Source organism: Micromonospora sp. HB375, assembly GCF_017872985.1.
GTDB lineage: Bacteria > Actinomycetota > Actinomycetes > Mycobacteriales > Micromonosporaceae > Micromonospora > Micromonospora chalcea.
The window spans coordinates 6507158-6520129 of sequence record NZ_JAGGJO010000001.1 but is presented as its reverse complement, the minus strand read 5'-3'; the positions used below and the strand labels follow the sequence as shown (position 1 = coordinate 6520129).

Here is a 12972-nt window from a genome sequence, read left to right as displayed (position 1 = left end):
CCCGGTCCACGGGACCGGGCGGCGACGACGGGGACGCGCGACGCGCGTCAGTCGTGCCCTCCGGGCCAGGGACCGTGTTCCCGGCAGCCGTCGCCGAGCAGCCACGACGTCATCGTGGTGGCGTATCGCAGCGACATCGACGGCTCCTGGGACGGTGGTTGACCTTGCGCGCTCACGGTAGATCGATCCGCGAGTCGTGGCCAACGTATTTCGATCCGTCCTCGGTGGGTCGCCGCTGCCGTCCGGCCCGGCCGGCGCTTCGCGCGGCGGCGAGCGGCCGGTCGATCCGGGCGGTCATCTGCACCACCAGCTCGCTGTCCAGCAGCGGACGGTTCACCTCGGCGGCCACCGACAGCGTCGGCGTGGAGATCGACCGCCAGATCGCGGTGAGCCCGGCGCCGAGGCCGACGAGCGCCACCGCCGCCCGGGTGGTGGGGGAGCCGGCCGCCGCGGCGGCGCTGACGCCCACCACCGCCAGCAGCACCACAAGCAGTGGTGCCAGCACCGGCCAGAAGATGCCCCGGGCCGCCTGCGCCACCAGCTTCCGGTCCCGGATGACGACGTTGCGGGCGATCACCGCCCAGTTCTCCTCGTCCAGCAGGTCGCGAGGATGCAGCCCACCGGTGAGCACGTCCTGCCACAGGTCGCCCTGGTTGCGCAGCTCCCGGGCCAGGTCGGCGAGTCCGGCCTCGCCCGGGTCGCCGACGGTGGCCCGGCCGACAGCCGTGGCCCAGGCGGCGAGCGAGCGGCGCACCACGGCGGCCGAGTACGGCGGCAGCACGCTCGCCAGCTCGTCCAGCCACCTGCCGATCTGGAGGTGCCGGCCACCGAACCGGCCCGGGAGCCGGTCGGCGTCGCCGCGCCGTACGGTGTCGGCGAGCGAGCGCCCGAGCCGGTACGCCACACCCACCCGGTGGTTCGTCGCCATCGTCCAGCGCAGCACGTCGATGTTGAGGTCGTCGAGCGCCCGCAGCAACGGGTCCCGGTCGGCGCCGGTGGCGCGGCGGGCGGCGGCGGTGGACGGCACGGTACGGCCCGCCGGGGTCAGCGGCGCGATCTGGGCCAGCGCCACGTCCACGCCGTCCAGGTACATGCCGAGCCGGTGCCACCCGGCCAGCTCGGTCAGGTTCGACAGCTTCGGCGGCGCGGCCACCGGCCGGTTCCCGCCGTCGGTCAGGTCGGCGGTCTGCGCGTGGTGGTAGGCGTCCGCCATCGACCAGCCGAGTCGCAGCGCGGTGACCACCACGGTCCGCTCGTCCCGTGGTGTCCCGTGCTCCTCGTCGCGCCGCTCGCGCGTCGCGATGCTCACCGCCCGACCTCCCGTGTCACCGGATCAGTCGAGCGTAGAGGCGTTTTTGCCCGCCTATGACCGTTTCGGGCCCACCCTGCCGGCCAGCAGGCCGCGCGGACGGATCGAGTGGACCGGCTCGGCCGCCGCCCCCTCGGCACGCAGGATGTGGTTCGCCGCGATGATCCCGGTGGCCGCCGACCGTTCCATCAACGCGCTCGGGAACTCCGTGCGGATGCCGTCGCCGGCCAGGTAGAGGCCCGCCGCGTCGGTCTCCACCCCCGGCCGCCCGGCGTGGCTACCAGGCGTGAACGCCGGGGCCTGCGCCTCGACCCGGGCGCGCAACTCGCGTACCCGCAGATCGGCCACCTCCGGCCAGAGCGCGGTCAGCTCCCGCAGCATCCGGGCGGCCAGCTCGTCGGCCGGCACGTCCGGCTCGCAGGCGTACGCGTGCAGCTCCACCACCGAGCCGCCGGTCCGCTCGGCCCAGCGGCGGGGCTCGTCCTCCAGCCGGTGGTAGAGCGTCACCGAGTCCAGCGTGGGCTGCCGGGAGACGCCACTGAACACCGCCCGGTCCGGGCGGACGTCCCCGTCCATCCAGTACCGCGCCACCGCGTACGGCGGTCCGGGTGTGCCGAACGCGGGCATCCGCGCCACCAGCTCGGGTGCCGCCGCGACCAGGCCGGGCGAGGCGGCGACCAGCGCGGCGAGCGCGGGCGGGTCCACCGCGAGCACCACGTGCGGCGCCTCCCAGACGTCGCCGTCCGCGCCGGTGACGCGCCAGCCCTCCGGGGTACGGTCCAGCCGGGCCGCCGGAGCGCCGGTCAGCACCCGGCCGCCGTGCTTCTCCACGTGCCGGGTCAGCGGCTCCCAGATCGCCGTCGCGTAGTCCCGGTCCGGGCAGTCGAACGCCAGCCCTTCCGGGTTGCCGAGCAGGTAGAAGTGGAACTGCGCGATCATCTCGGCGGCCGACATCTCCGCCTCGTGGTTGAAGAACGAGTGCGAGAAGACCTCGAAGAGCATGGCTCGCGCCCGGTCCGGCAGGCGCAGCGAGGTGAGCAGCTCGTCGGCAGTGCGCTCGTCGAACTCCTCGTAGGTGCGCACCGGGTCGTAGGTGAGCAGCGGCAGCGCGGCGTCCCGATCCATCGTGCGCAGGTCCGCCAGGCGCAGGCTCGGGCTGCGCAGCAGCAGCGCCAGCAGGTTCGCCGGCGGCGCGGGCGGCAGCTTGCCGAACTCCTCCGTGGGCCACTGCTCGGACAGGATCGGGTAACCCGGAATCGGCTTGAGGAAGCCCAGCTCCGGGTCGACGCGGCGCAGGATCGAACGCCAGTTCCAGTACTGCCGGAAGAACGCGTGGAAGCCGTGCTCGTTGCGCTGGACGCCGTCGGGCAGCTCCTCCGGCCAGGCGCCGAGCCGGCCGCCGAGGTGCGGCGCGGCCTCCAGCACGGTCACCGCAACCCCGCGCTCGGCCAGCACCACCGCCGCCGACATGCCGGCGATGCCGCCGCCGACCACCAGCGCCGCGACCGGTCGCGGCACGCGGGGAGCGCCACCGCCGCCCGGGTCCACCACGTGCTCGCGTACGCCGATCAGGCGACCTACCACTTGCGACAGACTCACGGGGGCATCCTTCAGTCGGTGGTCCCCCCAGTCTGCCCGAGGTGAAAGGAAGGGGCCCTTTTTAACGCATACGGATGTGCGGGGGCCCTTCTTAACGCCGGGCGGCCCGGTTACGTCCGCGCCGCGCGCCGGCCGCCCGCGCGCCGAGTGCGCCGCGCAGGGGCGCGGGGGAGGTGTTAACAAGGGGCCCTTCCTCTACCGGAGGCGTTAAAAAGGGGCCCTTCCTTTCACTCCAGGCAGTGGCGGGGGCGGTCGGAGGGGGGCCAGACGTACTCCAGGTCGGGGGAGACGTCGGTGAACAGCCGCGCATAGTGGACCGGGTCCTTGCGCAGCAGCGACGACCGGTGGCTGCGGTGCAGGTCGTCGCGGCCCAGCCAGGGCGGCAGCTCACCGGCGGCGGCCAGCTCGTCCTGGGTGCGGATCACGGCGATGCCGCAGGCGGTGGCGAGGTCGGTGGCGAGCGTGCCGGCGCAGGTGTCGGCCCGGCCGGGCTCGCACCACACCGCGCACATGTCCAGCCCGTACCGGGTCAGCGCCTCCTCGTACCCGGCCCACATCTTCACCGCGGGATGGTTGCGCCAGCCGTAGTCCGGCCGGGTCAGGCCGCGCAGCACCTGGATCGTCTCCACGCGCTGCTTGCCCAGCCGCTTCTGGTCCAGCGTCCGGGCGCTGGCCAGGAAGTCCGGATACGGCAGGAACGTCTGCATGCCGGTGCTCTACCCGTACCCGGCCACGCCATGCGTTCATGATCGAGGGGGCTGCGCGTACCGCGAGCGGCTGACTACCATCCGGACATGGCCGAGCCCCTGCGTGACCGCGCACGCCGCGCGACCGGCTGGCGGCTCCGGATGAACGGGGACGAACGCCCCCACTTCGTGGTCTGCGGCTCCGATCCGCTCGCCTACTGGGTGGTCCGGTCGCTGCTCGCCACCGACAGCGCCGACGGGCGGGTGCGGGTCACGCTCGTGGTGCCGGCCCGCCGCCGGTCCGAGGGCCCGGACGGGCGGGACGTGCCGGGGGTACGGGTCGTCACCGCCGAACGCCTCGACGAGGCGGCGTTCCGCCGGGCCGGGCTGGCCGGCGCGGCCGGGCTGGCGCTGCTGAACCAGGACGACGTGGGCAACATGCACGCCGCGCTCTGCGCCCAGGAGGTCGAGTCCCGGCTGCGCCTGGTGGTGCGCATGTTCAACACCAACCTGGCGGACGGGCTGCGCCAGCTCTTCCCCGACTCGGCGGTGCTCTCCGACGCCTCGATGGCCGCGCCCGCCTTCGTCGCCGCAGCGCTGGGCGAGGTGGCGCCGACCCACTTCCGGCACGCCGGGCGCACGCTGTACGTGGCGCGGCGCGACGACGTACGCCCCCAGGACGTGGTCTGCGGCCTGGCCGTCACCACGGACCCGGACCTGGTCCGGGTGCTGCCCGCCGACGAGGCCGCGGCCGACGTGGTGCTGGCCGAGGCGACCGGCCGGCCGGCGGGCACGGAGGTGGCCGCGCGGCGGCTGGTGCGGGCGCGGCGGCGACGGCAGCCGGCGGCGGTGCTGCTGCGCGCGGTCCGCCACTTCGCCACCCGCAAGATCGGCATCGCGGTGCTGGTGCTGCTCGGGGTGATCGCGGTGCTGGGCTGGCTCAACGCGCGGGCCGCCGACGTCAGCTGGAGCGAGGCGGTCTACCTGACGCTGGTCACCACGCTCACCGGCCAGGACCCGGACGTCAACAAGCCGGTCGCCGCCCAGGTCATGCAGGTGGTGCTCAACCTGGCCGGGCTGGCGCTGATCCCGCTGATCACGGCCGCCGTGGTCGACGGCGTCGTAAACGCCCGGCTGGCCCTGCACGCCGGGCGGGTCCAGCCGGACCGCTCCGGGCACGTGGTGCTGGTCGGGCTGGGCAACATCGGCACCCGGGTGATGGCCCAGCTGCACGACTTCGGCGTCGAGGTGGTGGCGATCGACAAGAACGCGGACGCGCGTGGCGCCGCGCTGGCGCACCGGCTGGGGGTGCCGCTGATCGTCGGCGACGCGGGCCGGGAGGAGACGCTGCGGTCCGCGTCCGTCGACACCTGCCAGGCGCTGGTGGTGGTCTCCACCGACGACGGGACGAACCTGCGTGCCGCGCTGATCGCCCGGTCGCTCGACCCGGACCTGCGCGTGGTGCTGCGGCTGTTCGACGGCGACTTCGCCGAGCGGATCCAGCAGGCGTTCGGCATCGGCATCTCGCGCAGTGTGTCCTATCTGGCCGCGCCGTCGTTCGCGGCGGCGCTGCTGGACCGCGCGGTCGTCGCCACCATCCCGGTCGACCGGCACGCGCTGCTGGTCACCGAGGTGCCGGTGGTGGCGGGCTCACCGCTGGACGGGCGTCCGCTGAGCGCGGTGGCCCGGCCCGGCGAGGTACGCCTGCTCGCGTACACCCGGCCGAACCAAAAGGCCGACTGGACGGCCGATCCGCGGATGGTGATCCAGGCCGGTGACCGGTTGACTGTGGTGGCCCGGCGGGCCGGGCTGACCGCGCTGCTGCGGGAGACCACGCCCGCGCCGCCGCCGGCGCCCGCCGGTCCACCCGCCGCGCGCCGCCCGGAGGAGTGACCGGCCGCGTCAGGCAGGTCGCCGACGGCGGCGGACGGCGTACCCGAGTGCGCCGAGCGCGAGCACGCCGAACCCGGCGAGCACGCTCGGCAGCGGCAGGTTGACCGCCAGCACCAGGCAGCCGACCAGCCCCAGCGCGGCGAGCACCCGGGCCGGTACGCGGCGGGCCGGGTCCGGGCCGAGCGTCAGCGCCGACGCGTTGGTGATCGCGTAGTAGACCAGCACGGTGCAGCTGGAGAAGCCGATCGCGCCCCGGACGTCGCCGACCGCGACGACGGCGATCACCACGGCGGCCACGGCCAGCTCGGCGCGGTGCGGCACCCGGTGGCGTGGGTGCACCGCCGCGAGCACGCGCGGCAGGTCCCGGCGGCGGGCCATCGCCAGCGAGGTGCGGCCGACGCCGGCCAGCAGCGACAGCAGCACCCCGGTCACCGCTACCGCCGCGCCGGCCCGGACCAGCCAGGCCAGCCCCGGGTGCCCGGTGGCGGTCACCACCTCGACCAGCGGCGCGTCGGTGGACGCCAGCCGGTCGGCGCCCAGCACGCCGAGCGCGACCACCGCCAGCGTCAGGTAGATCGCCAGCACCGCGCCGAGCGCCAGCGGCACCGCGCGGGGGATGGTGCGCTCCGGGTCGCGTACCTCCTCGCCCAGCGTGGCGATCCGCGCGTACCCGGCGAACGCGAAGAACAGCAGCCCGGCGGCGGTGAGCACACCGCGTGCCCCGAGGTCGGCGGGGGCGGTGAGCCGGTCGGCGGCCACCTGCGGCGCGCCGGTCACCGCCACCACGGCGAGCACTGTGAGCACCAGCGCGACCAGCACCCGGGTGGCGGCGGCGGTCTTGCCGATGCCGCGCAGGTTCACCACCGTCACCGCCACCACCGCGAGGACGGCGACGAGCCGCGCCCGCCCCGGCCACAGGTACGCCCCGACGGTCAGCGCCATGGCCGCGCAGCTCGCGGTCTTGCCGACCACGAAGCCCCAGCCGGCCAGGAAACCGGCGAACGGGTGCAGCCGTTCCCGGCCGTACACGTAGGTGCCGCCGGACTCGGGGTAGCGGGCGGCGAGCCGGGCCGAGCTGGTGGCGTTGCAGTAGGCGATGAAGCCGGCCACCGCCAGCGCGACCAGCAGACCGACGCCGCCGGCTGCCGCCGCGGCGGGGGCGAAGACCACGAAGACGCCCGCGCCGAGCATCGAGCCGAGACCGATGACGACCGCGTCGGGTACGCCGAGTCGCCGCGCCAGTTGTTCCACACCGGCAGCCTAGGAGCGTGCGGTGAACAGCGGGTGCGGTCGCCCGGTCAGCCCGGCGCGGACCAGTCGACCGGCCGCCGCCAGTCGCCGAGCCGGCGCGGCAGCGGCAGGTCGTCCCAGGGCACCCGGCGCAGCAGCCGGTCCAGCAGCAGGCCGAGCAGCAGACCGGCGATCGAGTCGGTGAGCCAGTGCCAGCCCAGGTAGACGGTGGTGCAGAAGACCACCGCCGGGGGCACCACCCGGACCACGGTGACCAGCCGGGGCGGCACGGTCCGGCCGACCGTGCGCACGAGCGGGGCCAGTAGCAGGGCCAGCACGCCGTACCAGACGATCGCGTTGGCGACGTGCCCGGACGGGTACGACTGGGCGAAGCGGACCGGCAGGTCGTGCTGGAACAGCGGCAGCGTCTGCTCGGGCGACAGGAACGGCTCCTTGACCGAGGCGCTCGGCGCCGGCCGGGCCGTCCACACCTTCAGCGGGCCGATCGTGAAGAACGTCAGCACGAACGCGACCACCGGCGGCAGGATCGGCCGCACCGAGCGCAGCCGCAGCGCCAGCAGCACGCCCAGCCCGGCCGCGAGCAGCGTCAGCGGGGTGCCCTGGCCGAGCAGGTTGAGCGTCATCGCCACCCGGCGGGCGGCGGTCGGGCGGTGCTCGTCGGACCAGTCGGCGACCGCCCGGTCGAGCCCGAACAGGTGCCCGGAGGCGAGCGCCACGGTGATCGCCACCACTGCCGCGAGCAGCAGCCCGTCGAACCACCACCCGGCCGGCCGGACCGGCCGCAGCCGCAGGTGACCGCGTACCCCTGAGGTCTGACGCACGCGACCACGCTACCGGCCGCCGACGGCGCCGGGGCGGCGCGGGCATCGGCGGCTGTGTGCCGAGCCACGAAGGGAAGCGCGGTCCGGGGGTGAGCGGTCACACTGGTTGCCGTGCGGATCACCTCGGCTCTCGTCGACCCGGCGCTGCTCGACCTCCCCTGGTCGACCCCGCTGGAGCAGTGGCCTGCCGAGCACCTGGTGGCGCTGCCGCAGGGCATCTCCCGGCACATCGTGCGGTTCGTCCGGCTCGGCGGGTACGTCTACGCGGTGAAGGAGACCGGCGAGCGGGTCGCCGAGCGCGAGTACGACCTGCTGCGGGCGCTGGAGCGGATCGACTTCCCGTCGGTGGAGGCCGTCGCCATCGTGGCCGACCGGCAGAGCGACGACGGCGAGCCGCTGGACCCGGTGCTGATCACCCGCCACCTCCAGTTCTCCCTGCCCTACCGGGCGCTGTTCTCCCGCACGCTGCGGCCGGAGACCATGAACCGTCTGCTCGACGCGCTCGCGGTGCTGCTGGTCCGGATGCACCTGACCGGTTTCTTCTGGGGCGACTGCTCGCTGTCCAACACGCTGTTCCGGCGGGACGCGGGCGCGTTCGCCGCCTACCTGGTGGACGCGGAGACCGGCGCGCTGCACCCGTCGCTGTCCAACGGGCAGCGCGGCGAGGACCTGGAGATCGCCCGGGTCAACATCTTCGGCGAGGCGCTCGACCTGCAGGCCGCCGGCCTGCTGCACGAGTCGATCGACCCGGAGGTGGTCTGCGAGGAGGTCGTACGGCGCTACGAGCAGCTCTGGCACGAGATCACCTACGAGCAGCAGGTCGAGCGCGCCGCCCGGCACGACATCGAGCGCCGCATCCGCCGCCTCAACGAGCTGGGCTTCGACGTGGCCGAGGTGGCGATGTCCACTGTCGACAACGGGCGTTACCTGGTGCGGCCGAAGGTGGTCGACGTCGGCTACCACACCCGGCGGCTGCTGCGCCTCACCGGCCTGGACGCGGAGGAGAACCAGGCCCGCCGGCTCCTCAACGACCTGGACGCCTACCGGGTGGAGAGCGATCTGACCGACGAGCAGCAGGCGGCGCACCGCTGGCTGACCGAGGTCTTCGAGCCGGTGGTCCGGGCGGTGCCCGCGCACCTGCGCCGCAAGCTGGAGCCGCAGGAGCTGTTCGCCCAGATCATCGAGCACAAGTGGCTGCTCTCCGAGCAGGCCGGGCGGGACGTGGGGATGCGCCGGGCGGTGCAGTCGTACCTGGCGGACGTGCTGGTGCACCGGCCGGACGAGCAGGCGGTGCTCGGCGTCGAGGTGCCCACCGCCTGACCGCCGGGCGGGTCACTCCACCCAGTTGCCGCCGCGCATCACCCGCACCACGTTCAGGTCGTCGTCAAGCACCACCAGGTCGGCGCGCAGCCCGGCGACCAGCGCGCCGACCCGGTCGCCCAGGCCGATCGCGCGGGCCGGGGTGGTGGCGACCATGCGGCAGGCGTCCGGCAGGGCCACGCCCGCGCCGACCGCGTGCCGCAGCGCGGCGTCCATGGTGAGCGTGCTGCCGGCGATCGCGCCGTTGTGGGCGAGCCGGGCCTCCCCGCCGGCCACGGTGACCGCCTGGCCGCCCAGCTCGTACTCGCCGTCGGGCATGCCGGCGGCGGCCATCGCGTCGGTGATCAGCGCGGCCCGCTCCGGGCCGGCCACCGAGGTGGCGAAACCGAGCATCCCGTCGTGCAGGTGCACCCCGTCGGCGACCAGCTCGCACACCACGTTCGGGGCCTCCAGCAGCGCCACCACCGGGCCGGGCTCACGGTGGTGCACCGGGCGCATCCCGTTGAACAGGTGGGTGCCGACCGTCGCGCCCGCGGCCACCGCCGCGCGGGTCTGCTCCCAGGTCGCGTCGGTGTGCCCGACCGCCGCCACCACGCCCTGCGCGACAAGCAGCTCGATCGCCTTGGTGGCGCCGTCGCGTTCCGGCGCGAGCGTGACCATGCGTACCGCGCCGCCGCCCAGCTCGATCAGCTCGGTCAGCTCGGCCGTGGACGGGTCCCGCAGGAACTCCGGGTTCTGCGCGCCGCAGCGGTCGGCAGACAGGTACGGGCCCTCGAAGTGGACGCCGGCGAGCACGCCGGACTCGACCAGCGGGCGGTAGGCGGCGGTGGCGTCGCGCATCAGCTCGAACGGGGAACTGACCAGGCTGGCCAGCAGCGTGGTGGTGCCGTGCCCGAGATGGAACGCGGCGGCCTGCCGCGCCGCCTCCGGGTCGCCGGTGGTGAACGTGTGCCCGCCGCCGCCGTGGGTGTGCATGTCCACGAAGCCCGGCACGATCCAGTGCCCGTCGCGCACCGACGGATACTCGGCGACGGCGGTGATCCGCCCGTCCGCGATCTCCACGCAGCCCTGCCGGATGACGCCGGTCGGGGTCACCACCTTGCCGGTCACGCGCCGGGTCATCGACTCTCCTTCACCAGGGTGTCCAGGGCCAGCAGGGCGGCGCCGAGGCAGCCGGCCTCGTCGCCGAGGTCGGCCGCGACCAGGCGCGGTTCGCGATGGAACGTCAGCCGCTCGCGCAGCGCCGCCCGCAGCGGGTCGAACAGCCGGGCACCGGCCTGGGCCAGCCCGCCGCCGAGCACCACTGTCGACACATCGTAGAGCGCCTGCCCGGTGGCCAGTCCGTCGGCGAGCGCCTCGACCGCGTCCTGCCACACCTCCACGGCGAGCGGTTCACCGGCCGCCGCGCGCTCGGCCACCTGGGCGGCGGTGGTGGGCGCGCCGGACAGCTCCGCGTACCGGCGTCCGATCGCCGAGGCCGACGACACCGCCTCCAGGCAGCCGGTCCGCCCGCAGCCGCAGCGCGGCCCGCCGGGCCGTACCAGGATGTGGCCGATCTCCCCGGCGGCGCCGTGCGCGCCGGTGGCGGCCGACCCGTCGACCACGTGGGCGGCGGCGATGCCGGTGCCGATGGCGACGAACAGGACGTGGCCGGCGTCCCGCCCGGCCCCGAGGCGCGCCTCGGCCAGGCCTCCGGCACGCACGTCGTGGCCGAGCGCCGCGGGCAGTCCGAGCCGTGTGCGGGCCAGCTCCCGCAGGGGTACGTCCCGGAAGCCCACGTTCGCCGACCAGACCGCCACGCCGCGCGCCTCGTCGACCACTCCGGGTACGGCGATGCCGCAGGCCACCGGCGCACGGCCGTCGGCGCGGGCCTTGCCGGCCAGCCCTTCGGCCACGTCGAGGATCGTGCCGACCACCGCCTCCGGGCCGCGCTGCGCGCCGGTGTCGTGCCGTTCGGTGTGCACTGTCGTGCCGTCCGGCCGGACCAGGGCGCACTTCATCCCGGTGCCGCCCACGTCCAGCGCGACGACGACCTCGTCGCCTCCACTCACGCCGTGGGCTCGCTTCGCTCGCTCACGCCGTGCTGACTGGGCATGCGCTCACGGCCCTCGCTGCGCTCGGTGCGTTCGCTCATGCCAGGACCACGGACCGGGTCAGGTGACGCGGCGCGTCCGGGTCGAGGCCACGGGTGGTCGCGAGCGCGACCGCGAAACGCTGGGCCAGGATCAGGTCGGCCATCGGGTCGACCGGGTTGCGCCCGGCCGCCCAGCTCGTCAGCACCGTGCGCCAGCCGTGCGTGCGGCTGTGCACGAACGCGGCGCCGGTGGCGGCCACGTCCTCCGGCAGGCCGTCCGGGATCTCGCCGAGCGCCCACACCAGCCGGCCGGGGGCGGCGACCGAGATCGGGCCGTGGCGGTAGTCCATCGCCGGGTACGCCTCGGCCCAGAACGTGGCCGCCTCGCGGCACTTCAGCGCGGCCTCCTGGGCCAGCCCGACGGTCCAGCCGCGGCCGAGGAAGGTGACCTGCTCGATGCCGGCCGGGTCGATCGGCAGCGGGGCCCGGACGGCCACCTCCGCGTCGGCGGCGAGCCGGCTGAGGTCCTCGCCGAGGTGGGCGCGCAGCAGCGCGAGCGCGGTGGTGGCGAAGCGGGTCTGCACCACCGACCGCTCGTCGGCGAAGGGGAGCGCGACAGTGGCGTCCGCGGACGCGACGGCGGCCGAGTCCGGGTCGCCGACGAGGACCGTGGTGGGGATCCGCCCGCGCAGCGCGGCGAGCAGGTCGAGCACCTCGGTGGTGGTGCCGGAGCGGGTGATCGCGATGAGCCGGTCGTAGTGGCGGCCGGTGGGGAACTCGCTGGCCTGGAAGGCGTCGGTCTCGCCGTGGCCGGCGGCCTCGCGCAGCCCGGCGTACGCCATGGCCATGAACCACGACGTGCCGCAACCGACCACCGCGACCCGCTCGCCGGGGCGCGGCAGGCGCTCGGCGACGGTCGGAGCGAGTCGCGCCGCCTCCCGCCAGCAGTCGGGCTGGCTCGCGATCTCCGCGTGCACGTACGCCATGACAACTCCTCGCCGGGAAAAACCCTTGCGCAATACGGCGCGATACTGCCGTCTTTCGCGCGTCATTCTGCGCGAAGCGGCGTGGTTGTGGCAACTGTCTCCAAGTTCGCGCAGCGAAGGCTTTTGCGCGGACTGAGTTTCGCGCACTAGTGTGCACGCAACCGATCACCGTTCACGCATAGTCAGGGAGGCCCCAGCGGTGGACCGCTACGCGCGCTGGAACGCGCTGCTGGAGATGCTGACCGACAGCGGCCGGGTCACCGTCGAGGAGGCGGCCGACCGGCTGGACGTCTCCCAGGCCACCATCCGGCGTGACTTCGACCAGCTCGCCCAGCAGCAGATGATCACCCGCACCCGGGGTGGCGCGGTCGCCAACGGCGTCTCCTACGACCTGCCGCTGCGCTACAAGACCGCGAAGCACTCGGCCGAGAAGCAGCGGATCGGCACGGCCGCCGCCGCCCTCGTCTCCCCGGGCACCGTGGTCGGCCTCAACGGCGGCACCACGAGCACCGAGGTCGCGCGGGCGCTGGCCGTACGCCCCGACCTCAACACCAGCGCGGAGGGCGCCCAGCTCACCGTGGTCACCAACGCGCTGAACATCGCCAACGAGCTGCTGGTGCGCTCGCGGATGAAGGTGGTGGTGGCCGGCGGCGTGGTCCGGCCCAAGTCGTTCGAGCTGGTCGGCCCGCTGGGCGGGGCGCTGCTGCGTGAGGTCACGCTTGACGTCGCGCTGCTCGGCGTGGACGCGATCGACCCGCAGCTCGGCGCCGCCGCGCACCACGAGGGGGAGGCGGCCATGAACAGTCTCATGGTCGCCCGCGCCAAGCGGGTCGTCGTGATAGCCGATTCCTCGAAGCTCGGTGGGCACGCGTTCGCCCGGATCTGCCCGGTGGACCGGGTCGAGACGCTGGTGACCGACTCCGGCGCGTCCCCGGACGTGGTGGCGGCGTTCCGCGAGGCCGGCGTCCACGTCGTCTGCGCCTGACGGCGCAAGGAAGGGACCCTTCTTAACGCCTGCGGTAGAGGAGGGGCC

Annotated in this window: 11 protein-coding genes; 3 read left to right on the top strand and 8 right to left on the bottom strand. The window is 74.6% G+C overall.

The window, feature by feature from the left end:
* Window positions 1–172: 172 nt before the first annotated feature.
* The 3 genes from J3R08_RS29045 to J3R08_RS29035 form a co-directional block, all read right to left on the bottom strand.
* Window positions 173–1309 (bottom strand): hypothetical protein, encoded by a 1137-nt coding sequence (locus J3R08_RS29045; RefSeq protein ID WP_209963470.1) that lies wholly within the window; start codon window positions 1307–1309, stop codon window positions 173–175.
* Between the two features lie 54 nt (window positions 1310–1363).
* On the bottom strand, window positions 1364–2908 hold the full coding sequence (locus tag J3R08_RS29040; RefSeq protein ID WP_209963468.1) for an FAD-dependent oxidoreductase: 1545 nt from the start codon (window positions 2906–2908) through the stop codon (window positions 1364–1366).
* A 227-nt stretch (window positions 2909–3135) separates the two neighbouring features.
* On the bottom strand, window positions 3136–3615 hold the full coding sequence (locus tag J3R08_RS29035; RefSeq protein WP_043327962.1) for an MSMEG_6728 family protein: 480 nt from the start codon (window positions 3613–3615) through the stop codon (window positions 3136–3138).
* An 87-nt stretch (window positions 3616–3702) separates the two neighbouring features.
* On the opposite strand from J3R08_RS29035, the gene J3R08_RS29030 reads away from it, so the two are divergent.
* On the top strand, window positions 3703–5487 hold the full coding sequence (locus tag J3R08_RS29030; RefSeq protein WP_369799321.1) for a TrkA family potassium uptake protein: 1785 nt from the start codon (window positions 3703–3705) through the stop codon (window positions 5485–5487).
* Between the two features lie 9 nt (window positions 5488–5496).
* Here J3R08_RS29030 and J3R08_RS29025 read toward each other — a convergent pair whose 3' ends face one another.
* Window positions 5497–6738, bottom strand: coding sequence for an APC family permease (locus J3R08_RS29025; RefSeq protein ID WP_064446742.1), 1242 nt, complete (start codon window positions 6736–6738; stop codon window positions 5497–5499).
* 47 nt (window positions 6739–6785) lie between these two features.
* On the bottom strand, window positions 6786–7559 hold the full coding sequence (locus J3R08_RS29020; protein WP_064446741.1) for a phosphatase PAP2 family protein: 774 nt from the start codon (window positions 7557–7559) through the stop codon (window positions 6786–6788).
* 111 nt (window positions 7560–7670) lie between these two features.
* Here J3R08_RS29020 and J3R08_RS29015 point away from each other — a divergent pair, with 111 nt between their 5' ends.
* Window positions 7671–8879, top strand: a complete 1209-nt coding sequence (locus tag J3R08_RS29015) for a DUF4032 domain-containing protein (RefSeq protein WP_030502801.1) — start codon at window positions 7671–7673, stop codon at window positions 8877–8879.
* 12 nt (window positions 8880–8891) lie between these two features.
* Here J3R08_RS29015 and nagA read toward each other — a convergent pair whose 3' ends face one another.
* The 3 genes from nagA to J3R08_RS29000 form a co-directional block, all read right to left on the bottom strand.
* Window positions 8892–10001: an N-acetylglucosamine-6-phosphate deacetylase gene (gene nagA, locus J3R08_RS29010; protein ID WP_064446740.1), complete on the bottom strand. Its 1110-nt coding sequence runs from the start codon at window positions 9999–10001 to the stop codon at window positions 8892–8894.
* Window positions 9998–10930, bottom strand: a complete 933-nt coding sequence (locus J3R08_RS29005) for an ROK family protein (RefSeq protein WP_064446739.1) — start codon at window positions 10928–10930, stop codon at window positions 9998–10000. Before J3R08_RS29005 ends, nagA begins: the two co-directional genes overlap by 4 nt.
* Before the next feature lie 79 nt (window positions 10931–11009).
* Window positions 11010–11939, bottom strand: a complete 930-nt coding sequence (locus J3R08_RS29000) for an SIS domain-containing protein (RefSeq protein WP_043327967.1) — start codon at window positions 11937–11939, stop codon at window positions 11010–11012.
* Window positions 11940–12138: 199 nt separating this feature from the next.
* On the opposite strand from J3R08_RS29000, the gene J3R08_RS28995 reads away from it, so the two are divergent.
* Entirely contained in the window at window positions 12139–12924 is a 786-nt protein-coding gene (locus J3R08_RS28995) for a DeoR/GlpR family DNA-binding transcription regulator (protein ID WP_043327968.1), read from the top strand.
* Window positions 12925–12972 lie beyond the last annotated feature (48 nt).